This is a genomic window from uncultured Oscillibacter sp. (assembly GCF_950073225.1).
GTDB lineage: Bacteria > Bacillota > Clostridia > Oscillospirales > Oscillospiraceae > Oscillibacter.
The window spans coordinates 303,472-327,284 of record NZ_CATMPS010000001.1 but is presented as its reverse complement, the minus strand read 5'-3'; the positions used below and the strand labels follow the sequence as shown (position 1 = coordinate 327,284).

Below are 23,813 nucleotides of genomic sequence, written 5' to 3'. Positions count from 1 at the left end.
CGTTGGCCAGGTCCCGGCCCTTGGAAATCAGCTCGAAGTCGGTGGGCATCAGCTTGCCCTCGCGCTGCTCGCAGAAGACCCAAACGTCCTTGAAGGCAGCGATATCCGCACTGTTGAAATTAGACATGTTCTATATACTCCCTTCTCAGATAATGTGTTTGCCGGCCAGGATGGAAGCCAGCTTCTCGCAGGTCTCCTTGCCGTCGCCCTCCAGCATCATGCCGGCGCCCTTCTGGGGGGGCGTGAAGCTCTTGAAGATGTTGGTGGGAGAGCCCTTGAGGCCGATGGTGGAGGGGTCGATCAGCTTGTGGTCCTTGAGCTTTTCAAAGTCGAAGGTCTCCAGGGGCTTGTTGTAGGTCGCGTAGATGCCGCCGATGGACATATAACGGGGGTTGTTCAGCTCCTTGATGCAGGTCAGGAGGCAGGGCGTCTTAACCTTGATGGTCATATAGCCGTCTTCCAGCATCCGCTTGACGGTGATGTTTTCCCCGTCCTTGTGGATGTCGGCGGCGTAGGTCACCTGGGGCAGGCCCAGCTTCTCGGCAATCTGGGGGCCCACCTGGGCGGTGTCGCCGTCGATGGCCTGGCGGCCGCACATGACCACGTCGTCTTTTTCCACGCCGATGGTGTCAATGGCGGCGGCGAGAATCTGGGAGGTGGCGTAGGTGTCGGAGCCGCCGAACTCCCGGGCGGAGACCAGGACGCCCTCGTCCGCGCCCATGGCCATCAGCTCCCGGAGCATGGAGGCCGCGGGAGGGGGGCCCATGGTGACCACAATCACCTTGCAGCCGGTTTCGTCTTTCAGCTTCAGGGCGGCCTCCACGGCGTTCATGTCGTCGGGGTTCGTGATGGTCTGCATGGAAGCCCGGTTCAAGGTGCCGTCGGGATTGACGGCCACCTTGCCGGAGGTATCGGGGACCTGCTTGACACAGACAATGATTTTCATAGTCGTTTCCTCCTCCTCTTACAGTCCCATATTCGCGGAGATGACAATGCGCTGGACCTCGGACGTGCCCTCGTAAATCTCGGTGATCTTGGCGTCCCGCATCATGCGCTCCATGGGATAGTCCTTGGTATAGCCGTAGCCGCCGAACATCTGGAGGGCCTTGGTGGTAGTCTTCATGGCGTGCTCGGAGCACCAGAGCTTGGCCATGGCGGCCTCCTTGGTGTAGCGGACGCCCTGGCCCTTGAGGGTGGCGGCCTGATAGGTCAGGAGGCGGCCCGCCTCGCAGCCCATCTCCATGTCGGCGAAGGTGAACTGGGTGTTCTGGAACTTGGAAATGGGCTTGCCGAACTGGACGCGGCCCTTGGTGTACTCCTTGGCTTCCGCCAGAGCGCCCTCGGCGATGCCCAGGGCCTGGGCCGCGATGCCGATACGGCCGCCGTCCAGGGTCTGCATGGCGATGGAGAAGCCCTTGCCCTCACGGCCCAGCATGTTCTCCTTGGGGACGATGCAGTCGGTGAACACGATCTCGGCGGTGGGGGAGCCGTGGAGGCCCATCTTCACCTCGTGCTTGCCAACGGAGAAGCCGGGGAAGCCGCTCTCCACGATGAAGGCGGAGATGCCCTTGGTGCCCTTGGTCTTGTCGGTCATGGCGAAGACCACGAAGACGTCGGCAACATAGCCGTTGGTAATGAAGATTTTGGAGCCGTTCATCACGTAGTGGTCGCCTTCCAGCTTGGCCTCGGTCTGGCCCTTGGAGGCGTCGGAACCGGCGTTGGGCTCGGTGAGGGCGAAGGCGCCCACCTTATGGCCGGTGGTCAGCATGGGGAGGTACTTTTTCTTCTGCTCCTCGGTGCCGTGGGTCAGGATGGGGTCGCAGCAAAGGCCGTTGTGGGTGGCCACAATGTCGCCGGTGGAGGCGCACTGCTTGCTCAGCTCCTCGATGCAGATGGCGGAGGCCAGGGGGTCCGCGCCGGTGCCGCCGTACTCCTTGGGCACGCACATGCCCATGACGCCCAGGTCAAACAGCTTCTCGATGTTCTCCCGGGGATACTCGCTGTTCAGGTCCGTCTCGGCGGCGATGGGCTTCACTTCGTTTTCGGTGAACTCGGCCATCATCTTCCGAATCAGCTGGTGCTCACGGCTCAGATTGAAATCCATGTGATGTTCTCTCCTTATTTAAAATTTTGGAAATTCATATATGTCCGGTCCGGGCCTCCAGGGCCCGGACCTGGCTGACGAGGAACAGGGGGCAGTTTATTTGATTCCGGCGATGTCCTTGGCAAGCTGCTTCTTGCCCTGGATGTTGCCCTGGCGGGCAATCATGATGCGCTGGGCCTGGGGAGAGCCCGCGCCGTGCATGGATTCCGTGCGGTAGCCTACCGCCGCCGCGCCCAGGCACATGTTCTCCAGGAAGCGCATGATGCGCTGGCGGTCCTCGGTGGAAACGCCCTCCCGGGCGGCGAAGAACTTGTTGCAGATGTCCCCGATGGTTTCGCCGTTCCGGCCCACCACCGTGTCGGACTCGAAGTCCTTCTGAGAGGGCATGGTGACCATCAAGCCACCCGCCACGTCCTCGGCCAGGCGGACGATCTCATAGGGGAAGCGGGTGACGTTCTGCTTGCAGACGTTGGCAAGCAGCAGGTCAATCTGGTAGTTGCCCGCCTTGGTCTTGAAGCCCTGGGAGGAACAGGCGATGCCGCAACAGTAGAGGGTTTCGTTCAGGTGGGTCATCTCGATGAGCTTATCCTTGACGGCGCTGGCTTTTTCCACGCCGTTGTACTCGGCGGCGAGAGCCGTGGCTCCGATGACCACGTCGCCCACGCCCACCTTGCACCCGCCGTAGCTCTGGCGGTGGTAGCCCGCGAAGCGCTCCACAATCATCCCGGCGAACTCATATTCGCCGTTGAGGAAAATGTACTCGTTGGGGATGAACACATGGTCCAGCACCACCAGGGCCTCCTGACCGCCGAATTTGGCGTTGCCCACGTCGATGGACGCGCCCTCTTCCAGCTTCCGGGTGTCGCAGGACTGGCGGCCATAGATCATATACATGCCCTCGGCGTCGGTGGGGCAGGCGAAGGAGACGGCCCAGTCCTTATCCGCCTCGCCCATGGAGATGGTGGGCATGAAGATGTGCCAGTGGGAGTTGATGGAGCCGGTCTGGTGGCACTTGGCGCCCGAGACTACGATGCCGTCGGGACGGCGCTCCACCACATGGACGTACATGTCCGGGTCCGCCTGAGCGCTGGGAGCCTTGGAGCGGTCGCCCTTGGGGTCCGTCATGGCCCCGTCCACGGTGAGGTCGTTGTCCTGGACCATGGTGATGAAGTTTTTGAAGTTCTCGTGGTAGTGGGTGCCGTATTTCTCGTCGATTTCATAGGTAGAGGAGAAGACGGCGTTGAAGGCGTCCATGCCCACGCAGCGCTGGAAGCAGGAAGCGGTCTTCTGACCCAGCAGACGCTGCATCTTCACCTTGTTGATGAGGTCCTCGGTGGACTGGTGGAGGTGGGTGAAGCGGTTGACGGTGCGGCCCGTCAGGCTGGACTTCACGGTCATGAGATCCGCGTACTGGGGGTCCTGGGCCAGGGCGTAGGTCATGGCGACGCAGTTGATGGAGGGGCGGATCATGGGGTGGTCCACCCAGTTCTTGATCTCCTCGCCGAACATGTAGACGCGGGTTTTCAGCTTGCGCAGGCTCTCGATGTATTCTTGGGGGGTCATTAAGGCCATTTTTTGTTCCTCCTAGTTTTTATGGGGTATTGCCGCACCCCTAAAATCCGTTCCGGGCGGGCTTTGCCTGACCGGAACTCCACTGCCCGCGCCATGGGGCGCGTCACGTTCGCCGTGCAAACGTGAGGGGGTTCAGCGGAGCTGCGTCAACGGCGCGGCGGAGCGTCTAAGGGGGACGCAGTCCCCCTTGGACTTAGTCGTTGGCAAGGCCCATCAGCTCATCCTTGAAAATGCGCTCGTCCATGAGCTTCAGGTCCTCGCTGATCTGCGGCATGAACTCCATCTGGTCCAGCACCTGGGTCTGGAGGTCGATGCCGGGGGCAATCTCGATGAGGGTCACACCCTCGGGCCGGAGCTCGAACACCGCCCGCTCGGTGACGTACAGCACGGGCTGGCCCACCTTGTTGGCATAGGTGCCGGAGAAGGTGATGTGCTCCACCTTATTGACAAACTTTTTCTTCGCGCCCTCCTGGGTGATGACCAGCTTGCCGTCCCGGCACTCGGTTTTCAATCCCTTGGCGGTGAAGGTGCCGCAGTAGACCACCTTTTTCGCGTTCTGGGTGATGTCGATGAAGCCGCCCGCGCCCGCCAGGCGGGTGCCGAACTTGGAGACGTTCAAATCCCCGTTGGGGGCCGTCTCCGCCAGCCCTAGGAAGGCCACGTCCAGGCCGCCGCCCTGGTAGAAGTCGAACTGGACGTTGTGGTCCAGAATCGCCATGGAGTTGGCCGCGCCGCCGAACTGGGTGCCGCCGTAGGGCACGCCCGCGATGCTTCCGGCCTCCACCGTCAGGGTCATCTTGTCGGAGATGCCCTCCTCCGCCGCCACGTTGGCGATTTTCTCCGGCGCGCCGGTGCCCAGGTTCACGATGGCGTCCTGGGGCAGCTCCATGGCCGCACGGCGGGCCAGAATCTTCTTGGCGTCCAGGGGGATGGAGGGGATGTCGTCCACGGGGATGCGGAACTCGCCGCTGAGAGCCCCGTCATAGGGCATCCCTAAGCACTGGTTGTTGTCCTCCGGGGAGCCCACGACGATGGCGTCCACGTAGATGCCGGGGATTTTCACCAGCCGGGGGTCCAGGGTGCCGCCCTGGACAATCTTCTCCACCTGGACAATGACGATGCCGCCGGAGTTCTTGGTAGCCTGGCACTGGGCGGTCACGTCCAGGGGGCCGATCTCTCTATGTACGGTGCAGTTGCCGTACTCGTCGGCGTAGCTGCCCCGGATCAGGCAGACGTTGATGGGGATGGGCTTATACAAAAGCCGCTCCTCCCCCTCGATGCTGACCAGCTTTACCAGGTCCTCCTTGGTGCACTCGTTCAGCTTGCCGCCGCCGTTCCGGGGGTCGGCGAAGGTGTAGAGGCCCACATGGGTGATGGTTCCGATGTTGTGGGCCGCGATGTCCCGGAACATGTGGGTGATGACGCCCTGGGGCAGGTTATAGGCCTCAATCTTGTTGGCCAGGGCCAGGTCACCCAGCCGGGGGGCCCGGTCCCAGTGGCCGCCCACAACCCGTTTGCACATGCCCTCGCCGCCGAAGTGGTCGCCGCCGGTGCCGTCCCGGTGGCCCTGTCCCGCGGCAAAGAAAAGGGTCAGGTCCCGGGGATGCCCGGTTTCTTCAAAGCGCTTTTCCAGCGCCTTGGTCAGCGCCTCGGGACAGGCGCAGCTGACAAAGCCGCCGGTGGTGACGGTATCGCCGTCCTTGACCATCAGCGCCGCTTCTTCCGCGGTGATGACGCGAACTTTTTTCATGCTTTCCGAACTCCTTTTCCTGTGATAAAATGTCCCTGGGACTTATTTATTCTGGAAGTGCTTTTCCTTCCGCTTCTCCAGGAAGGCGCCCATGCCCTCTTTCTGGTCCTCGGTGGCAAAGCACATGGCGAAGAGCTCGTTTTCCAGGGCGATGCCGTCGTCAATGTCCATCTGCATCCCCCGGTCGATGCAGGCCTTGGAGTACTTCACCGCGATGGGGGCGTTCACCGCAAAGGACTGGGCCATTTTCACCGCGGCGTCCAGCAGCTCCTCGGGGGCGTAGACCTCGTTCACCAGGCCGATGGCCTTGGCCTCGGCGGCGTCGATGACCTTGCCGGAGAAAATCAGCTCCTTGGCCTTGGCAACGCCCACCCGGCGGGGGAGGCGCTGGGTGCCGGAGAAGCCGGGGGTGATGCCCAGGCCCACCTCGGGCTGGCCGAACTTCGCGCCGCCCTTGCCCTCGGCGTTGGGCCCGGCGGCCAGGATGATGTCGCAGCTCATGGCAATCTCACAGCCGCCGCCCAGGGCAAAGCCGTTCACCGCCGCGATGGTGGGAATCTCCAGCTTTTCGATGCGGCGGAACAGGGCGCTGCCCCGCTGGCCCCACTTGCGGCCCTGCCCAACGTCCATGGGCTTCTGCTCGCCGATGTCGGCCCCGGCCACGAAGGAGCGGCCCTCGCCGGTGAGGATGAAGGCCCGGAGCTCCGTGTCCTTCTCCACCTCCGAAATCAACGCCTCCAGGTCGGCGATCACCTGGGAATTCAGGGCGTTCAGCGCCTCGGGACGGTTGATGGTGGCGATGCCGATGCGGTCTTTCTTTTCATAACGAACGGTCTGATACATGGCTTGCGTTCCTCCTTCATTTTTTCGGGGACAGCCCCGTTTTGTCCGGCAGTTATTATAGCAAATCCTGTGCCAATTCTGCAAGCCTCAGTTTCTGCCGCTCCGGCCAGTTTCCTGTTCAGATTGCCAAAAAACCGGAGGGATTTTTCTACGTTTGGGAGAGGGCCGTCCCCGGAATTTGGAAATGTTATTCAAAAATGAATAGCGTTTTGGAAGCGGGAACGCAGAAAAGGTGCGGAGCCTTTGTGAAAATCGCAGGGACAGGGAGAAGCTTTCTGTGGAAACCGCGCAAACGGCGGCTTGGCTGCGGCATTTTATTCATAAATGAATAGAGCTTATTCGATATTGAATAGGTTTGGGGAGGGGGCGGCTTTTTCCCCGCCGGGACGGAGAAAAAATTTTTTCGATCAATTTGAAGAATTCAAAAGCCCTATTTCGTATGATGGGTGTCGGACGACAGAGGGCCGCCGGGGAGGCGCTTCGGAGGCTCTTCGGAGGGGGTGGTGAGACGGCGTGGCTGTTATAACAAAGGAGCGGTTTACGGAGCTGGTCCTGCAATACGAGCGGCTGGTTTACACCGTCTGCTTCCAGCTGGTCCGGGAGCCGGCGGCCGCGGAGGACCTGACCCAGGAGACCTTCCTCTCCGCCTACATCCACCGGGAGAGCATGCCGGAGGGCTATGAGCGGCAGTGGCTCAGCCGCATCGCCGCCAACAAGGCCAAGGACCACCTCCAAAGCGCCTGGAACCGGCGGACCGTCCTGCCGGGGGAGGAGGAGCTGGCCCGGGGCCTGGCACCGCCCGCCGAGGAGGCGGTGCTTCGAAGAAGCGGGGAGGCGGACATTTTAAGGGCCATCCGGGAGCTGAAGGAGCCCTACCGGCAGGTGTGCCGCCTGTGCCTTTTAGAGGAGCAGTCTCCTGAAGAGGCGGCCCTGGCCCTGGGCAGGCCGGTGAAGACCGTTTATACACAGCTCTCCCGGGGCAAGAAGCTGCTCCGGGAGGCACTGGAAAGGAGTGGAAGGCATGGTATTCCGTGAGGACGGACATTTAAGCGACGGGGCCCTGGCGGCCCTGGCGCAAAACGAGGACCGCTTCGACGAGCTGGAGCGGCTGGAAATCGCGGAGCACCTGGCGTTCTGCGACGAGTGCTTACAGCGCTACACCCTGGCCCTGGAGGGCGGGGATCTGCTGGTCCCGGAGCGCTCCTGCCAAAAGACGCTCTGGGCCCGGATTCGGAGCCGGGCCCTCCGGCTGGCGGTCAGCCGGTACGCCACCGCCGCGGCCGCCGTCACCCTGGCCCTAACGGTGCTGTGGGGCGGCGGGGGCGTACAGATTTCCCGCCCGGTCTTACCGGAGGACCGGCCCAGCATCTCCCGGCAGCTCACGGGCCTCACCGGGGAAATCAGCGACTCCCTGCGTCAGACCGTATCCGGTTTATCAGACTTTTTTGACGGGTTCCGCCCCAGCCAGTTTATAGAAGGAGGAAATCACTCATGAGGTTTTTACGCAAACTGTTCCGGGGCTGCTGGCATTTGATGTGGGCCTGCGTCCCCGGCTGCGGGCAGATGTGCCAGGGCTATATGAAGCGGGGCATCTCCCAGACCATCATTGCCACCGCTTTGCTCTTTATCGCGGTATTTCTGGAGATGGGGGTGCTGGCGGTGCTTATCGCCCCGCTGTGGCTGTATTCCTTTTTTGACAGCTTCAACCTCCGCCGCCAGATTCGGGATGGGCTCGCCCCGGAGGACGAATTCATGTTCGGCATGTCCGAGATGGACTCCCGGAAGCTGAGCCGCATTCTCAGCCGCCGGGGAAGCCTTATCGGCTGGGTGCTGGTGGTGGTGGGCCTTTATAATGTATACCAGATTTTCGCCCGGCGGCTTCTGGGAACGCTGAAAGACCTTTTTCCCATCTTCGACTGGCTCTATGGCCTGCTGGTCTGGGATATGCCCCGGATTCTGGGGACGGTGCTGATTATCGCCGTGGGCCTCTGGTTCATCAAGGGGCCCAAGGTCCCCAAGGACGGCGGCTTTGACGAGGAGCCCTCCTACACGCCTCCCAAGGCGGAACCTCCCAAAATGAAATCCACCCCCTGGACGGAGGCGGAGGAGCAGTTCCACCAGGAGCCGGAGCCCCAGGCCCCGGCGGTGCCCGAGGAGCCCGCGCCGGTGACCCTGGAGTGGAAATCGGAATTCAATGTGGAGAAGTACGAAAAGGAGCTTGCGGAAAAGAAGGAGGCGGACCATGACGGCCAGTGAGGCCGTCCGGCCCCAGCGCCGGGTGGGGACCTTTACCCTGGGGGCGGTCCTGGTGGCGGCGGGGTGCGGAATGCTGGCGTCCCTGCTGTGGCCCTCGTTTGAGCCCGGATGGCTCCTGAACGCGTCGCCGCTGATCCTGGTGGCCCTGGGGGTGGAGACGCTGCTCTCCGCCCGGAGCGGCGGGAAGGTCAAGTACGACTGGCTGGGGATGATTCTCTGCTTTTTGCTGGTGGGGGCGGCGATGGTGTTCTACGCCGCCGCCTGGGCCTATGAGAACGGGGAGTTTTTCTACGCCGGCAACTGCTCCCGCTACGCCGACGAAACCAGCTTCCGCATGGATTACGAGTTTTTCAACGGCTTTGACTCCCACACCCTCCGGCTGGAGGCCGGGGACGCCCTGGTGGGCCGGATCGACACCTGGAACGGCTGGCTGGAGGTGGAAATCAGCGATGAGGACGGAAACGCCCTTCTGGAGGGAGCCCCGCTGAACGGGGACCAGCGGGTGGAGGTTCCCAAAACGGGAGATTACACCATCCTGGTCCATGGGCGGAAAACCAGCGGGAAATTCACCTTTGCGCGGGTTCCGGCGGAGCTGCCGGAGGAGGCGCTTTCAGCGGAAACCGAAGAGACGGCTTAAATGTAAGGATCTGCTGTGGGGCCCGGCCCCCTGGCCGGGCCGTTCCCCAATCCGGGGGATGGCCTGGCCGGGGGGCGGGCCCCGCCGGTTTTTTTGCTATGAATCGTATAGTTCAATTTCTTTTTCCCAGCCGGATGCACTCCAGGCTGTAGGTCACCTGCATGACCCCCCAGACCAGCAGCAGGACAAGGGTGGGGAGAATGCTTACTTCAAAAACCATGCTCAAAATCGCCAGCGCCAGCCACAGCCCTAAGCAGAACCGGCTGGAGACCATATAGGCCCGGCAGCACGCCTGGCCCACCTGGCGGCGCTCCGACTCGTCGCAGCTGTCCATCCACTTTTTTTGAAACTTCGTGTCGTAGACGCTGCCCCGCTTCTCCGGGTTCATCCGGCGGGTCAGGTCCACGGCCTTCTGCTGGGCAAAGACCACAAAGCCGCAGGAGAGGAGGAACACGCCCACCAGGGCCAGGGCCCGGATATCCCTGTCCATCCAATAGATGCAGAAGGCGGAGAGGAAGAACAGGTTGAACAGCAGCTGTACGGCGCTGAGGAGCAGGACCCAGCTCAGGGCGGTGTCGATGGACTCCGAGGTTTCGTCCTCGTCCCCGCCGTCCCAGGCGGCGAATTTCTTCGCGGCGGAGCGGTAGAGGACCAGGCAGCTTCCCAGGGTCAGCGCCGAGGTGACGGGGATGCCCCAGGGGGTAACCGCCGCCAGGGCGGCGCTCAGCCCCTCCGCCAGGGCGGCGGTATCCAGGCCCATGGCCCGGGAAAGGCCAACGGCAAAGCCGATGACGCCCCCCACCAGCAAGGAGCCCAGCAGGGAGAGGGTGAATTTGGGCAGGGCTTTTCGGTTTTCACTTTTCTCATTCATGGGTTTCGTCCTCCTGATAGGTAAAGATGTCTTCGACCCGCACGCCGCAGATCTTCGCAAGCTTCAGCGCCAGCGTCACGGAGGGGGAATAATCCCCCCGCTCAATTTGGCTGATGGTCTGCCGGGAGACCCCCGCAAGGCTCCCCAGCTGCTGCTGGTTTACCCCCAGGCGGGCCCGGTGCTCTTTCAGCCGGTTGGTTAAGGGCATGGATGGGCTCCTTTCTTTGACAAGAGTGGTTGTCGGATTGACAAGTATCATTGTCAATTCCAGGATAGCACTGACAAGGAAAGTTGTCAAGGGGAAATTTTGATAGTTTCGATTGGAAGCGCCAGGGGCCTGGGGGAATGGCCTGACCAGGGGGTCAGGCCCCACAAAGAGAGGTTTCCGGTCTATCGGAATATTCCCATTTCGGGCCTGGGCCGGAAATGGGCCGCATGGCAAAAGGAAAGGCCCTCCGAAGGATTCGGAGGGCTTTTTCGCGTTCAGGGGTCCCGCCATTTTCGCGGGGGGACCTTCCGGGCGCTCAGGCGGGCCTTGACAAAGCCCCGGAAGAGGGCGTACAGCACGGAGCACAGGGGGATGAAAAACAGCATCCCCGCAATGCCCATCAGCTTGCCGCCCAGGGTGACGGCGGCCAGCACCCAGATAGAGGGAAGGCCCACGGAACTGCCCACCACATGGGGGTAAATCAGGTTCCCCTCAATCTGCTGAATCACCAGGAAGAGGACTACAAAGCCCACCGCCTGCCAGGGGTTCGTCACGGCGATGAGCAATGCCCCCACTACGCAGCCGATGAAGGCCCCCACCACGGGGATCAGGGCCGTCAGGGCAATGAGGACTCCCACCAGCAGGGCGTAGGGCATGCGGAACACCGTCATGGCCGCTACAAAGAGGGCCCCTAAAATCACCGCCTCCACGCACTGGCCGGAGAGGAAGCTGGAGAAGGTGCGGCCCGAGAGGCGAAGGACCTCCAGGGTTTTGTCCGCCCAGGACTCGGGAAGGAGGGCGTAGAGCACCTGGCGGCCCTGGCGGGCCAGGCGCTCTTTTTGCAGGAGGATGTAAAACGAGAAGATCAGGCCGATGACAAAGGTGCTGACCCCGCTGACCACCCCCGCCATGAGGACCCCGCCGGAGGACACCAGCCCCCCGCCCCAGTCCCGGACCAGGGTGACGGCCTTTTCCGTCAGGTTCTTCCAGTCGAATTCCAGGCCCGCCGCGAAGGTCTCCAGCTGGGGAAGCCAGGCCTCCAGCTCCGCCAGCTGCTCCTCCATCCGCCGGATGGCGGCGGGGAGCTGGCTGGTGATGGAGCGCACCGCGTCGCCGACGCCGGGGCTGATGACACAGGCCGCCAGAGTCACCACGCCGGTCATGGCCGCCAGGGTCAGGACCAGGGCCAGGGGACGGCGGAGGGGCTTCCACCGCTTCCCCCTGGGGAGGCGGGCCTCGATGGCCCGCATGGGGACGTTTAGAATAAAGGCAATGGCCCCGCCCACCAGGAAGGGGCCCAAGACGCCCAGCACCCACCGCAGGGCCCCCGCCAGGGCGGGGAGGTTCTGCAGGGCGCAGAAGAAGGCCACGCCGCCGCAGACCACCGCCAGCCGCTGCTTGATTTGACTTCGGTTCCAGTCCATGGCTCAGCCCCGGCGATGGGCTTCCGCCGCGTGGAGGTAGCCCTCGGCGGACTCCCGGTTGGAGGCGATTTCCGCCTCCGTCAGGGGGCGGGCGACCTTGGCGGGGCTTCCTAAAATCATGGACCCGGCGGGGGCGTCCATCTTCCCCGTCACCAGGGCCCCCGCGCCCACGATGCAGTCGTCCCCGATGTTCGCCCCGTTGAGGACAATGGCCCCCATGCCGATGAGGACGTTGTTCCCCACGGTGCAGCCGTGGACAATGGCCCCGTGGCCGATGGTGCAGCCCGCGCCTACCCGGGTCTCCTCGTGGAGGACGGCGCAGTCCTGGATATTGGTGCCCTCGCCTACGGTGATGGCGCCCTCGTCTCCCCGGAGGACGGCGTTATACCAGATATTCACGCCCTTTCCAAGGGTCACGTCGCCGCTGACCTTCGCGCCGTCGCAGATCAGCACGTCGGGGGTGGTCTCTCGCAGTTTGCATTGCATGGTGATTTCCTCGTTTCCTTATGTGATTTTCCGGGCGGTTAAAATTCCGGGGCAAAATTCCCCTGGATGAAGATGGGGACCTCTCTGCCGTCCCGGGTGGTTCCCACGATGGAGAGGTCCGGGGTGCCGATCATGAAGTCCACATGGGTGATGGAGTCGTTGAGGCCCCGGGCCTTCAATTCGTCCTTGGTCATCTGCTGGCCTCCCTCCAGGCAGGGGTAGGCCTCGCCGAAGGCGATGTGGCAGGCGGCGTTCTCGTCGAAGAGGGTGTTATAGAAGAGCAGGTTCTGGTTGGAAATCGGGCTGTCATAGGGGACCAGGGCCGCCTCGCCGAAGTAGGCCGCGCCCTCGTCCACGCTAACAGCGGCTTTCAGCGTCTCCTCTCCCTGCTCCGCATGGGCCTCCACGATTCTGCCCTTCTTTACCACGAAGTGGAATTTGTCGATGACGTTGCCGTCGTGGACCAGGGGCAGGGAGGCATAGACTACGCCGTTTGCCCCGGTTTTCAGGGGGGAGGTGAAGATCTCCTCCGTGGGGATGTTGGCGATATAGCTGCGGCCGGAGAGGGTATGGTCCCCGCCGCTCTCCCAGATGTGGCCCTCGGGCAGCTCCACGGTGAGGTCCGTGCCCAGGGAATTGGTGTAATGGAGGGATTTTAATTTCAGGGCGTTCAGCTTCTCCAGCCGCTTTTCCAGAGTGGAAAGGTGCTCTTTCCAGCGGTCCACGGCCTTGCCGTCCCCGGTGACGCGGACGGCGGAGAAAATCGCGTCCCACAGGGCCGCCACGGCCTCCGCCTCCCCCTTGTCCGGGAAGACCCGGGCGGCCCAGGAGGGAATGGGAATCGACGCGATGCACCAGGGGAAGCCGCCGCACATCTGGAGGCGGTCGAAGTCCTTGAGGGCCTTGCCGCTGGCCCGCTGGGCCCGGATGATGCGCTGGGAATCCACGCCTTTCAGATTCTCCGGGTCCGAGGCGGAGATGGCGAGGTAGGCTGTGCCCTCCAGGGCCTGGTCGTTGAAAAAGTGCCGCCGCCAGAGGGGCACGGCGTCGAAGACCTCCTCGGAGGCGCGGAGGTATTTCATCCGGGTCATGGCGTCGTCGGTCCAGTTCATCACCACCTCGCAGCAGCCGGCTTCATAGGCCTCCTCCGCGCACAGGCGGGCGAAGGGGGCGCACTCCACCGGGGAGGAAATCACCATTCGCTGGCCGGGATAGGGGTTCAGCCCAATCCGCACCAGGAGGCGGGCGTATTCGCGGAGCTTGTGTTCCATTTGTCGGGTCCTTCCTTTCCGTTTGCACAGGCATTCTATGGAAATATTATGTGCGATTATAGAGCATTTTAACGGGGAAGTAAAGACGGCGGGGGACGGGATTTCAAAATTGTTCATCTTTTCCCGCAATGCAGCAAAAACCGGAGAGGAGTTTCCCCTCCGGTTTTCGCTTTTTGGACGCCGTTAAGCCGGGTGGGCGGCGGTTTCCCGGTCCAGGCGGAACAGCAGCGTCAAGCACCACAGGCCCGCCAGCCCCACCAGGGCGTAAATGATTCGGGAAAACACCGCCGTCTGGCCTCCGAAGAGCCAGGCCACGGCGTCAAAGCCGAACAGGCCGATGCCGCCCCAGTTCAGCGCGCCGATGACCGCCAGCAGGACGGCGATTTTGTCGATTGCCATGGATATCCCTCCAATCCTGTCGAGCTGGTCCTTAGCTTGCCCCAATTGGGCGGTTTTCGCGCTGGAAAAATTTAGCAGACACTTACACGTCCACCGCCTTCCCCGGGGAGAGGAAGTAGAGCACCCGGCGGGTGACGGGGGCTTCCAGCACCCGGGTCAAGGCCAGGCTGTAAGCCTCCAGCTGCGGGCGGTAGCGCTCCGCCCGGTCCGTGATCTCCTGGGGAGTGAACACATGGTCGGTTTTAAAGTCCACCACCGTCAGGCCCCCCTCCGTCTCAAAGCACAGGTCCGCCACGCCCTGGAGGAGGATGGCGTCCTCCTCCGAGGCCTGGGGGTCATACTCCCGGGCGGGAACCAGCAGGGTGAAGCGGTACTCCCGGAGACAGCGGGGGCTTTGGCGGACCTCCCGGGCCAGGGGGGAGGCCAGGAGGCGCTCCAGGGCGGGGATGTCCACAGCCTGGGCCTGCTGGGCCGTGAGGAGGCCCTTTTCCGCCAGGGCGGCGATTTGGGCGGGGACGCCGGAATTTTGAAAGTCCAGATACTGGAGGACCAGGTGGGTGGCGGAGCCCTTTTCCGCCGGGGTGAGGCCGGTTTGCTCCCGGCGGAATTTGGGCTGAGACAGGGGCCGAAGGTAGGGGGTGTGGGCGGCGTTCTCCGCGATCTCCTGGTCCAGGGGACGGCCCTTTAACTGGGTGGCCGTCAGCTTGGCGGGGAGGGCCGCTTCCCGGCGGTATGGATATTCAAAGGCCAGGAGGGCCGGGTCGAAGGGAACCTCGGGGCGTTCGTCTCCGGCGGACTCCAGGGAGGGGCGGGAAACCTCCCGGCAGTCCCCGGCGTCGTGGAGGAACACTTCCCAGGGGGCTCCGGGGCAGGGGGCGGTGGGAACCTCCGCCTCCGCCAGGCGGCGCAGGGGCTCCGCCTCCGGCCGGCAGAGGAGGCACAGAAGCAGCCACTCGCCAAAGGTCCGGCAGGCGGCCACGGCCTCCGGCGCCGCGGGGAGGGCGGCGGAGGCCGCCAGGCGCTGGAGGCGGGTCTCGGCAAAGTAGAGGGAGTGCAAGAGGATCAGCTTTTCCTTGGGGCGGGTCATGGCCACGTAGAGGACCCGCTGCTCCTCCGCCAGGTTCTCCCGGCGGAGGGTCTCCTCGATGGCCGTCCGGGCCAGGGTGGGGTAGCGGATCTTCCGTTTCAAATCCACCCGGCGGGGGCCCAGGCCCAGGGACGGGTGGACCAGGACGGAGGCGTCGAAGTCCTGGCGGGAAAAGGCGTGGTCCAGGTCCGCCAGGATCACAATGGGGAATTCCAGGCCCTTGGACTTGTGAATGCTCATGAGGCGGACGCCCCCGGAGGCGGACGCGGAGGCGGCGGGAGGGGCCTTCCCCTCCTCCAGCAGGCGGCGGAGCTGGGTGACGAAGGCGAAGAGGCCCCGGCAGCCGCCGGATTCCAGCTTCTCCGCCTGGCAGGCCAGGGTAATGAGGTTCTCCCGGCGCTCCAGCCCCCGGTCCATCGCCCCATAGAGGCCCAGGAGGTTCAGCGTGTTGTAGATGTGCCAGAGGAGGCGGTGGACGCTCATGTCCCGGGCCGAGAGGCGCAGGGCGTTCAGGGTCTTCAGAAAGGCGGCGCAGTCCGGGGAGTCCGAGGAGGCCACGGCCTGGTAAAAATCCCCCTCGGGGGCGGCGGCGCGAATCTCCGCCAGGCGGTCCGGAGTGAAGCCGAAGATGGGCGAGCGGAGGACGGAGATCAAGGGCACGTCCTGGCGGGGATTGTCGATGAGCTCCAGCAACGACACGGCGGTGGAGACCTCCATGGTTTCAAAAAAGCCGGAGTCCTCCTGGAAGGAGCAGGGGATCTCCCGCTCCGCCAGGGCGGCGGCGAAGGCCGCGACGCGGCTGCCGGGGGAGCGCATGAGAATGACAATGTCCTCCGGCTTGCAGGGGCGGAGGGTCCCGTCCGGGGCGGTGACGGGGAAGCCCTCGTCCAAGAGCTCCCGGATGCGGCGGGCCGCGAAGCGGGCCTCGGCGGTGAGCTTTTTGACGGGATGGGGGTCCTCCGCCGACTTTTGATGGGCGGTGAGGAGATGGAACTCCGTCCGGCAGTCCGTCCGGGGGGGATAGTAGGCCGCGCCGAAGTGGAGGGCCGCGTCCTCGTTGTAATCAAGCTCCCCCATTTCTACGGAAAGTATATTCTCAAAGACAAAGTTGGCGGCGTCCAGAATCTCCTGCCGGGAACGGAAGTTCTGGGAGAGGGTGATTTTCCGGTCCTCGCCGTCCAGGGCCTCTTTGTGGGGCTTGAAGGCGGCGTACTTCCGGAGGAAGATGGTGGGGTCCGCCAGGCGGAAGCGGTAGATGCTCTGCTTTACGTCCCCCACGGTGAAGAGGTTCTTCCCCTCCTTGGAAACGGCCCGGAAGATGGCGTTTTGGACCTCGTTGGTGTCCTGGTACTCGTCCACCAGGATTTCGGCGTACCGGGCGGAAACCTGCTCCCCCAGCTCTGTGGGGCCGCCGTCCGGGCGGACCAGCAGGGTCAGGGCCAGGTGCTCCTGGTCCGGGAAGTCGGCGGCGTTGATCCGGAGCTTTTCCGCCCGGAAGGCGGCGGAGAACGCCGCCGTCAAATCCAGCAGGGCCAGCATGGCGGGGGCCACGGCGGCAAGGTCCTCCAGGGCCTCCTCCCCGGTGACGTCCAGCCAGGCCTGGAGGGGCTTGAGGGCCGCTTTGGCTCCCTCCCAGGTCTGCTTCAGGGAGAGGACCAGGGGGTCCTCCTTCCGGCCCCGGGGGGTAACCAGCTTGGGGAAGGCCACGGCGGCGGCCAGCTCCCGGGCGGCTTCCCAGCCGGGGGCCCGGCTCAGGGCGTAAAAGCCCCGGGAGGACTCCAAAAATTTCGCGCCGTAGCCGGAGGTGAGGGCGGCGTCCCCCTCCGTCCGTTCCGCCCCCCGGCGGAGCTGGTCCGCCCAGTGGGCGGCGCGGCGGCGGAGGGAGGCCAGGAGAACCTGGGCGTAGGGGGTGGCGTCAAAGGAGGGGGCGGGGGACTCCCAGGCGGCGCGGCTTCGGAGAAGCCAGTCCGAGGGGGAGGCGTGGCTTTGAAGCTTGTCATAAAGCTCCAGCACCAGCTCCGCCAGGGCGGAGTCGTCCCGGCCCGCCCCCAGGGTGTCCGCCAGCTGCTCGCCGCCGGGGGTGAGAGTCTCGTAAAACCGGGAGAGGGTCCGGTCCAGACAGCGGCGGCGGAGGACCAGGGCCTCCCCCTCGTCCAGGACCCGGAAGTCCGGGGTCAGGGCGTGCTTGTCCTCCTCCCGGGCCAGGAGGTGGGTGTTCTCCCGGAGGAGGGCGGCGCAGAAGGCGTCCACCGTTTTGATGTCCGCCTGGTAGACCCGGAGGAGCTGGCGGCGGAGGTGGGCGTTGGCCGGGTCCTCTCCCATGCGGCGGGAGAGCTCGGCGGCGATTTTGCCCCGGAGCTCCGCGGCGGCGGCCCGGGTGTAGGTGATGATGAGAAAGTCGTCGATGTTCCGGTGTTCCTCCGTGATATAGCGGAAGAGGCGGTCCACCAGGACCCGGGTCTTGCCCGAGCCGGCGGCGGCGGAGACCAGCAGGCTCCCGCCCCGGTTTTCCACGGCGGCTTTTTGCTGGGGGGTGAGGGTTACGGGCATGTCAGTCCGCCTCCTTTCCTTCGATTCCTTCGATCTCCTGCCAGAACTCTCCGGGCTTCACCGGGAGGATGTAGTGCAGGCGGTCGCCGTCCCGGCCGTCCTGAAAGTGGCAGGCGGGGGCCCAGTCACAGTAACGGCAGGGGCTGTCCTCCTCCGTGCGGCAGCAGGGGTCCGCGTCGATGACCCCGCCCCGGATCTCCCCGGCGATGTCCCGGAGGAGCTTGTCCACATACCGGCCCAGCTTCCCCAATTGGGCGGCGGAGGCAAGGCTGCCGGAGAGGTCCCCGCTTTTGTTCACCCGGAGGGGGAGGTACCGGGGCTCCGTCAGGGCCTCGTGCTCCATGGCCTGAAGGACCTGGGGCTCCGCCAGGAGGAGGCCGGAGCGGCGCAGCTGCTTTTCCCGCTCCGCCTGGAGCTTTTCCGGGGGGATGTTCCGCCGGGCGGAGAGAATGTCGTCCCGGGCGGGGAGGTAGAGGACCCCGGCGGGCTCGATCTCCCTGCCGAAATAGGAGGGGCCCGCCTTTTGCAGGGTGAAGAGGTACAGGAGCATCTGGATGTCCAGGCCCATGCGGACCGCCGCGAGGTCGAAGGCCTTTTTGCCGGACTTGTAGTCCACCACCCGGAGGTAGAGCTTCCCGTCCTTCAGCCAGCCGTCCACCCGGTCCACCTTGCCCCCTACCCGCAGCTCGCCGTCCGGCTCGGAGATCACCACGGCGGGGAGGTCCGATTCCGGGCCGTCTCCAAAGGAGAGCTCGAAGGCCAGGGGGACAAAGTCGGAACGGCGGAGCTCCTCCGCCGCCTGGTCAATGACGGCGTAGGCGGTCGTGCGCAGGCGGGCGAAGAGGTAGCGGAAGCGGGCGTTCCGGTTCTGGAAGTTGCGCAGCTCCTTTTCCACATATTCTTCGATGTACTTGCGGATGAGGGCATGGAGGGCGTCCTGATCCACCTGGGCAAAGCCCCCCAGGGCCTGCACGTCCCGGGTGACGCGCTCCAGGAGGAAGTGGAGGAAGGTGCCGATTTGGGGCGCGTCGAAGGCGGCGGGGGTCCGGGGCCGGGCCTTGAGGCCGTACTCCATGAAATAGGAGAAGTGGCAGGTGCGGATGCGCTCCAAGCGGGAGGCGGTCATGCCGGCGCTTTTTCCGTAGAGGGCCCGGACCGCCCCGGGGGAGAGGGACCCCCGGGTCTGATGCGCCGCCTGGGCCATGGCCTCCAGCCGGGGGCGGAAGGCGGGCACCGCCTCCAGCTGCCGCCAGAGGGCCCCGCCGGGGACGGCGGATTCCAGGGCCGGGAGGGGGGCCGTCAGCCGGTAGGGCTTGGCGGCGGGCTCCCGCTCCACGCGGAGGGCGGGGAACAGGGATAAGAGGCGGTCCACCACAAAGGCGGGGCGCAGCTCCGCGCCGGAGACGTCGGCGGCGGGCCAGCTGACCGTCAGCCCCTGGGTGGGCTGGGCCAGGGCGGCGTAGAGGTTTTGGAGCTCGATGCCCATCTGGTCCATGCCGGTGGGGGCCAGCTCGACGCCCCGCCGGGCCAGCTCCGCCCGGTCGTCCTCCCCCAGGATGCCGCCCCCCTGGCCGGGGGTGGGGAGCACATGGTCGTTGGCCCCCAGAAGAAAGAGGTATTTGGCGGTGTGGCGGTCGTTCCGGGCCACGCCGGAGACCTGGACCTGGTCTAAGGAGACGGGGATGGTGCCCACGCTGTACTGGGTCAATACCTGCCGGAGAAGGCGGGTGAACTCCTCCAGCTCCATGGGTTCCTCCCCCACGATTTCCACAAACTGGTCCAGCACGCCGCAGAGGATCTCCCACAGCTGGGCGGTCTCCTCCGCCTCCTGGAGGCGGCCCGCCTGGGCCTGGGCCTTCATCTGGGTTTCCAGGGCGTCCTGGAGGCGGAGCTCCTCCATGAAATCATAGAGGGCCCCCACCTTGGCGGCGGCGGTCCCGCCGGTTTTCAGGCCCTCCGCCAGGCGGGAGAGGGGGCCCTGGACCCGGCGGCGCAGGGCGTTGACCTTGGCGAGCCGGGCCTCCCGCGCCTGGGTCCAGGGGGCCCCGTAGCCGTCCGGGTTCTCCGCCCAGTCCACGTCCCGCAGCCACATGCCGCCGTGAACCTCCCACTTGAGGACGTAGTTCTCCAGCTCGTCGCACTCCTCCGGGGCCAGGCCCGCAAGGCCGGTTTTCAGCCAGCGGAACATGTCGTCGTACTCATACCCCCCGCCCACGGCGGCCAAGGCCCCGGTGAGAAGGCTCAGGGCCGGTTTTTCCAGAATGTCGCTGCGGCGGCTTAAGTAGGCGGGAATCTGCCAGCGCTCAAACACCGTCTCGATGACGGATTCGTAGGCCTCCATGTTCCGGGCGGCTACCGTGATCTCCCGGCAGCGGCATTTTCCCTCCCAAAGCAGACGGCGGATGGCGGCGGCGGTCTGCTCCACCTCGGAGAGGAGCGTGTCCGCCTGGAGGAGGCGGATTTGGGGGGCGTCCCCCTGATAGGGCAGGGATTCGCCGAAGAAATGGCGCTCCAGGTGGCCCAGGGCGGAGGGGTCCCGGGCGGTGAGGGTTTCCACCCTGACCGGTTTCCCCTCCCGCTCCGCCAGGCGGCGGAGGCGGTCCAGGGTGCGGAGGGAGGCCTCGAACATCTCCTCCTTGCTGTCCGGCTCCCCCAGGAGGGTGACGGTGAGGCTGTGGGCCTGGCGGAGGAGGATGGAGAGGCAGCGGCGCTCCTGAGCGGTGAAATAGGTGAAGCCGTCGATGCAGACATCCTTATTCAGGGCGTAGCCGGATTCCTCCAGGCTGTCGCAGAGCTTGGTCATATAGTCCCGGGCGTCCAGGCCGGGACGGAGGAGGCGGGCCTCATAGGCGGCGTAGAGAAGGCTCAGGTCCCGGAGCTTGTCATGGGTGGCCCCGGCGATGGCCTGAGACTGCTCATAGAGGGTTTCGGGGGAGACCTCGTAGCACCGCAGCTCGTCGAAGAGGTCCAGAAGCTGGCGGAGAAAGGCGGACTTCCGGGAGGGGCGGCGGTAAACCGTCAGCTCCGGCAGGACCTCCAGCAGGGCCTTTTCCAGGGTGAGGAGCTTGCCCCCGGCGTCCAGGGTTACCTGGGCCGCGCCGCCGGTGATGGAGAGGACCCGGTCCGAGAGGCGGCGGAAGCTCAAGACCTCGGCAAAGCGGCTGGCGGAATCGCCGCAGGTCCGGCACAGGTCCACCTCCGCCTGGTGGGAGGCGTGCTCGGGCACCAGGAGAATCTGGTCCCGGCCGCCGGGGCGGGCGGCGATGCGGCTTAATACCGCGGTGGATTTGCCGGTTCTGGCCCGGCCCGTTAAGAGCGTCAGCATGGAAAGCGCCTCCTTGGTCATGGTTTCATGTGGAACAGTATAGCATAGTTTCTCCCGCGCCGGACAAAAAATTTTTTCCGCGTGTACAGGGCCGTGCAACTATCCGGGAAAACGGGGGCGGGATATGGGGGGAGCGTGAACGATGGAACGAGAAAAGGAAAACCGGGTATTTTGCACCGCGTACCTGCGGACTATGGACCCGGAGCAGGCGGCGGAGGCGGCGGGGCGGGAGGACGGCTTTGCCGCGCTGGCCTCGAAAAGCGTCCGGCGGCGGCTGGAGAGGATGCGGGGGGCCGCGGCGGGGGAGCTGCGGCGGGAGGACGCCCTGCGGCGGCTGGCCCAGCTGGCCTTTGGACGGGCCAACGACGCGGTCCGGCTGGCCCTCAGCCCCAGGGAGGTGGACCCGGGGGAGCTGGACCTCTCCGCCGTGGCGGAATTGAAGGTGACGGACAAGGGGGGCGTGGAGGTGAAGCTGGTGGACCGGGTGCGGGCGCTGGAGACCCTGTGCGGCCTGCTGGGGGAGAGCGGGAACGGCGGGGCCGAGGAGCTCTACCGGGCCCTGGAGGACGCCGCCGGGCAGCTGGAGGAGGGCTATGGCGGGTAAGGGGCTGAAATTTTCCGCCAAGCAGCTGCGAGTGCTCACCTGGTGGCAGGACCCAAAGTGGGAGGCCGTCATCTGCGACGGGGCGGTGCGGAGCGGGAAGACCTTCGCCATGGGGCTGAGCTTCTTCCTCTGGGCCCAGGCGGGCTTTGACGGGAAGCAGTTCGGCGTGTGCGGGAAGACCATCGCGTCGGTGCGGCGGAACCTTCTTTCGGAGCTGGCCCCGGTCCTGCGGCGGCTGGGCATGGAGGTCCGGGAGCGGCGGGGGGAAAATCTGCTGGCCGTGCGGTTCCGGGGGCATGAGAACCGCTTTTTGCTCTTTGGCGGGCGGGACGAGTCCAGCGCGGCGCTGATTCAGGGAAGCACCCTGGCGGGGGTGCTGCTGGACGAGGCGGCGCTGATGCCCCGGTCCTTTGTGGAGCAGGCGGTGGCCCGGTGCAGCGTGGCGGGAAGCCGGCTGTGGTTCAACTGCAACCCGGAGGGGCCCCAGCACTGGTTTTACCAGGAGTGGATTTTGAAGGCGGCGGAACGGCGGGCCCTGCGGCTCCACTTCACCATGGAGGATAACCCCGCGCTGCCGGAGCGGATTCGGGAGCGGTACAGGCGGAACTACTCCGGGGCCTTTTACCGCCGGTTCGTCCTGGGGGAGTGGACGGCGGCGGAGGGGCGGGTGTACGACTTCTTCGACCCGGACCGGGACGCGGCGGAAGCGCCGGAGGGCGGGTTTTCCGCCTGGCGGATTTCGGCGGACTACGGGACGGTGAACCCGGCCTCCTTCGGGCTGTGGGGACTCCGGGAGGGGGTTTGGTACCGGGTCCGGGAATTTTACTACGACTCCAGGAAAGCGGGGCGGCAGCGGACCGACGCGGAGTACGCGGAGGATCTGGAACGGCTGGCGGGGGGACGGGAGATTCAGCGGGTGATCGTGGACCCGTCGGCGGCCAGCTTCATCGAAACCCTGCGGCGGCGGGGCTTTTGGGTGGTGAAGGCGGACAACGACGTATCCGACGGCATCCGGGTGACGGCGGACCTGCTCCGGCAGGGGCGGGTGGCTATCTGCCGGGGCTGCGGGGACTGTCTGCGGGAGATTTCCCAATACTGCTGGGAACAGCGGGGAGAACGGGACGTCCCCCGGAAAAAGGACGACCACGCCATGGACGATCTGCGGTATTTCGCCATGGATTTGGCGGGGGACCGGGAGGAGGACGGCTTTTCGGCCCTGGCGGTGGAGCGGGAGGATGTTTTTTGAGAGGAGATGGGGCTTTGAAACGGCGGAAAAAGCGGGAGGCGGCCCCCGGGGCGGAGGCAGGGCCGGCGGCGGCGCAGCTGCGCAACTGGGAAAAGCACCCCTTCGGGACGCTGGGGGAGTATGTGCCCCTGCGAAATGGGGAGACAAGGCTCTACCGGGCGGTGCGGGAGGCCGTGCCGGTGGTGGACGCGGCGATTTACAAGCTGATCCGCATGACGGGGGGGCTGACGGTTCGCTGTGAGGACCGGCGGGCGGAGCGGGAGCTGGGGGAGTTTCTGCGGACCGTGCCCGCAGGGCGGGGGCAGTTTGGGCTGAACGCCTTTTTGGACTGCTACTTAGACTCCCTTTTGACCTGTGGGCGGGCGGTGGGGGAAATCGTCCCTGCCATTGGAAACCGGGAGATTGCCGCGCTGCTGTGCGGGCGGGTGGAGGACATTGAAATCCGGGAGGGGGAGAACGCCCTGACCTTCTCCCTCTGGGGGCCCGATGAGGGCGGGCGGATGGCGGCGCTGCCCTATCCGAACCTGATTCTCTTCACGCCGCTGAACCCGGAGGCGGAGAACCCCTACGGGGTGTCGCTGCTGCGGTCTTTGCCCTTTTTGGCGGATATTCTGATGAAGATTTATTACACCGTGGGGGTGAACTGGGAGCGGTGCGGGAACCTCCGCTTCGCCGTCACCTGCCCCGGGGGCCAGGGGGCCGCGGAGCGGGGGAAGCTGCTGGCCGGTGAGTGGTCCCGGGCCATGCGGGAGACCCGGGGCGGCAGCGTCCGGGACTTTGTGGCGGCGGGGGATGTGAGCATCCGGGTCATCGGCGCAGACGCGCCGGTGCTGGACAGCCAGGTGCCCGTGCGGCAGATTCTGGAGCAGGTTGTGGCCAAGACGGGCATCCCGCCCTTTTTGCTGGGGCTGAGCTGGAATTCCACGGAGCGGATGAGCTCCCAGCAGGCGGACATGCTCACCACCGAGATCACCGCCCTGCGGCGGACCCTGACGCCGGTGGTGGAGCGCGTCTGCCGCCTCTGGCTTCGGATGCGGGGCTATGCCTGCGGCTTCCAGGTGGTGTGGGACGACATCAACCTCCAGGACGCGGTGGAGGAGGCCCGGGCGGAGCTGTACCGGGAACAGGCCCGGAAGCTGCGGCTTGAAAACGACCGGGCGGAAGCGTGAGAGATGGGAGG

Annotated in this window: 20 protein-coding genes and 1 pseudogene; 7 read left to right on the top strand and 14 right to left on the bottom strand. The window is 65.2% G+C overall.

The genetic code is table 11. The features are described from left to right. The 6 genes and pseudogenes from Q1M04_RS01570 to Q1M04_RS01545 all read right to left on the bottom strand — a co-directional run. Positions 1–127 (bottom strand): annotated as a pseudogene (locus Q1M04_RS01570) (electron transfer flavoprotein subunit alpha/FixB family protein); the annotation flags it as partial. A gap of 18 nt (positions 128–145) precedes the next feature. Further along, entirely contained in the window at positions 146–946 is an 801-nt protein-coding gene (gene acrB / locus Q1M04_RS01565; RefSeq protein ID WP_297301304.1) for an acryloyl-CoA reductase electron transfer subunit gamma, read from the bottom strand. A gap of 18 nt (positions 947–964) precedes the next feature. Next, positions 965–2,104: an acyl-CoA dehydrogenase gene (locus Q1M04_RS01560; RefSeq protein WP_297301305.1), complete on the bottom strand. Its 1,140-nt coding sequence runs from the start codon at positions 2,102–2,104 to the stop codon at positions 965–967. 96 nt (positions 2,105–2,200) lie between these two features. After that, the gene (locus Q1M04_RS01555) at positions 2,201–3,676 is read right to left on the bottom strand and encodes a 4-hydroxyphenylacetate 3-hydroxylase family protein (protein WP_297999001.1); all 1,476 of its coding nucleotides are present in this window, start codon (positions 3,674–3,676) and stop codon (positions 2,201–2,203) included. A gap of 193 nt (positions 3,677–3,869) precedes the next feature. After that, positions 3,870–5,426, bottom strand: a complete 1,557-nt coding sequence (locus Q1M04_RS01550; RefSeq protein ID WP_297294746.1) for an acyl CoA:acetate/3-ketoacid CoA transferase — start codon at positions 5,424–5,426, stop codon at positions 3,870–3,872. A 42-nt stretch (positions 5,427–5,468) separates the two neighbouring features. Next, a complete protein-coding gene (locus tag Q1M04_RS01545; RefSeq protein WP_295755241.1) occupies positions 5,469–6,269 on the bottom strand; it encodes an enoyl-CoA hydratase-related protein in 801 nt (266 codons plus the stop codon). Positions 6,270–6,782: 513 nt separating this feature from the next. Here Q1M04_RS01545 and Q1M04_RS01540 point away from each other — a divergent pair. Genes Q1M04_RS01540 through Q1M04_RS01525 form a run of 4 tightly spaced genes read left to right on the top strand, consistent with a single transcriptional unit; the run spans position 6,783 to position 9,162 of the window. Then, positions 6,783–7,304 (top strand): RNA polymerase sigma factor, encoded by a 522-nt coding sequence (locus Q1M04_RS01540; protein ID WP_325187709.1) that lies wholly within the window; start codon positions 6,783–6,785, stop codon positions 7,302–7,304. Continuing rightward, positions 7,291–7,764 carry a hypothetical protein gene (locus Q1M04_RS01535; protein ID WP_297999003.1) on the top strand — a complete coding sequence of 158 codons (474 nt, stop codon included), beginning with the start codon at positions 7,291–7,293 and terminating at the stop codon, positions 7,762–7,764. The genes Q1M04_RS01540 and Q1M04_RS01535 overlap by 14 nt, the downstream gene beginning before the upstream one ends. After that, a complete protein-coding gene (locus Q1M04_RS01530; protein ID WP_297999005.1) occupies positions 7,761–8,525 on the top strand; it encodes a hypothetical protein in 765 nt (254 codons plus the stop codon). Before Q1M04_RS01535 ends, Q1M04_RS01530 begins: the two co-directional genes overlap by 4 nt. Further along, the gene (locus tag Q1M04_RS01525) at positions 8,512–9,162 is read left to right on the top strand and encodes a hypothetical protein (protein WP_297999007.1); all 651 of its coding nucleotides are present in this window, start codon (positions 8,512–8,514) and stop codon (positions 9,160–9,162) included. The genes Q1M04_RS01530 and Q1M04_RS01525 overlap by 14 nt, the downstream gene beginning before the upstream one ends. A 112-nt stretch (positions 9,163–9,274) precedes the next feature. Here Q1M04_RS01525 and Q1M04_RS01520 read toward each other — a convergent pair whose 3' ends face one another. The 8 genes from Q1M04_RS01520 to Q1M04_RS01485 all read right to left on the bottom strand — a co-directional run bounded on the left by Q1M04_RS01520 (position 9,275) and on the right by Q1M04_RS01485 (position 20,783). Then, on the bottom strand, positions 9,275–10,033 hold the full coding sequence (locus Q1M04_RS01520) for a DUF3169 family protein (protein ID WP_293278842.1): 759 nt from the start codon (positions 10,031–10,033) through the stop codon (positions 9,275–9,277). Next, positions 10,026–10,241, bottom strand: coding sequence for a helix-turn-helix transcriptional regulator (locus tag Q1M04_RS01515; protein ID WP_293278843.1), 216 nt, complete (start codon positions 10,239–10,241; stop codon positions 10,026–10,028). Before Q1M04_RS01515 ends, Q1M04_RS01520 begins: the two co-directional genes overlap by 8 nt. Positions 10,242–10,516: 275 nt before the next feature. Further along, positions 10,517–11,665: an AI-2E family transporter gene (locus Q1M04_RS01510; RefSeq protein WP_297999011.1), complete on the bottom strand. Its 1,149-nt coding sequence runs from the start codon at positions 11,663–11,665 to the stop codon at positions 10,517–10,519. A 3-nt stretch (positions 11,666–11,668) separates the two neighbouring features. Next, on the bottom strand, positions 11,669–12,151 hold the full coding sequence (locus Q1M04_RS01505; RefSeq protein WP_293278845.1) for a gamma carbonic anhydrase family protein: 483 nt from the start codon (positions 12,149–12,151) through the stop codon (positions 11,669–11,671). Between the two features lie 38 nt (positions 12,152–12,189). Continuing rightward, positions 12,190–13,422 carry an aminopeptidase gene (locus tag Q1M04_RS01500; RefSeq protein ID WP_297999012.1) on the bottom strand — a complete coding sequence of 411 codons (1,233 nt, stop codon included), beginning with the start codon at positions 13,420–13,422 and terminating at the stop codon, positions 12,190–12,192. Positions 13,423–13,605: 183 nt separating this feature from the next. Beyond that, positions 13,606–13,821, bottom strand: coding sequence for a DUF378 domain-containing protein (locus Q1M04_RS01495; RefSeq protein ID WP_204791666.1), 216 nt, complete (start codon positions 13,819–13,821; stop codon positions 13,606–13,608). Between the two features lie 82 nt (positions 13,822–13,903). Next, on the bottom strand, positions 13,904–17,458 hold the full coding sequence (gene addA / locus Q1M04_RS01490) for a helicase-exonuclease AddAB subunit AddA (protein WP_297999015.1): 3,555 nt from the start codon (positions 17,456–17,458) through the stop codon (positions 13,904–13,906). A gap of 1 nt (position 17,459) precedes the next feature. After that, complete coding sequence (locus Q1M04_RS01485; protein ID WP_297999018.1) at positions 17,460–20,783, bottom strand: PD-(D/E)XK nuclease family protein; 3,324 nt, start codon at positions 20,781–20,783, stop codon at positions 17,460–17,462. Between the two features lie 142 nt (positions 20,784–20,925). Here Q1M04_RS01485 and Q1M04_RS01480 point away from each other — a divergent pair, with 142 nt between their 5' ends. The 3 genes from Q1M04_RS01480 to Q1M04_RS01470 are packed head-to-tail and all read left to right on the top strand — an operon-like array spanning position 20,926 to position 23,802. After that, complete coding sequence (locus Q1M04_RS01480; protein WP_293278849.1) at positions 20,926–21,387, top strand: terminase small subunit; 462 nt, start codon at positions 20,926–20,928, stop codon at positions 21,385–21,387. Beyond that, positions 21,377–22,633 carry a PBSX family phage terminase large subunit gene (locus Q1M04_RS01475; protein ID WP_297999020.1) on the top strand — a complete coding sequence of 419 codons (1,257 nt, stop codon included), beginning with the start codon at positions 21,377–21,379 and terminating at the stop codon, positions 22,631–22,633. The genes Q1M04_RS01480 and Q1M04_RS01475 overlap by 11 nt, the downstream gene beginning before the upstream one ends. 14 nt (positions 22,634–22,647) lie before the next feature. Then, entirely contained in the window at positions 22,648–23,802 is a 1,155-nt protein-coding gene (locus tag Q1M04_RS01470; RefSeq protein ID WP_297999022.1) for a serine/threonine protein phosphatase, read from the top strand. The last annotated feature ends 11 nt before the right edge of the window (positions 23,803–23,813 follow it).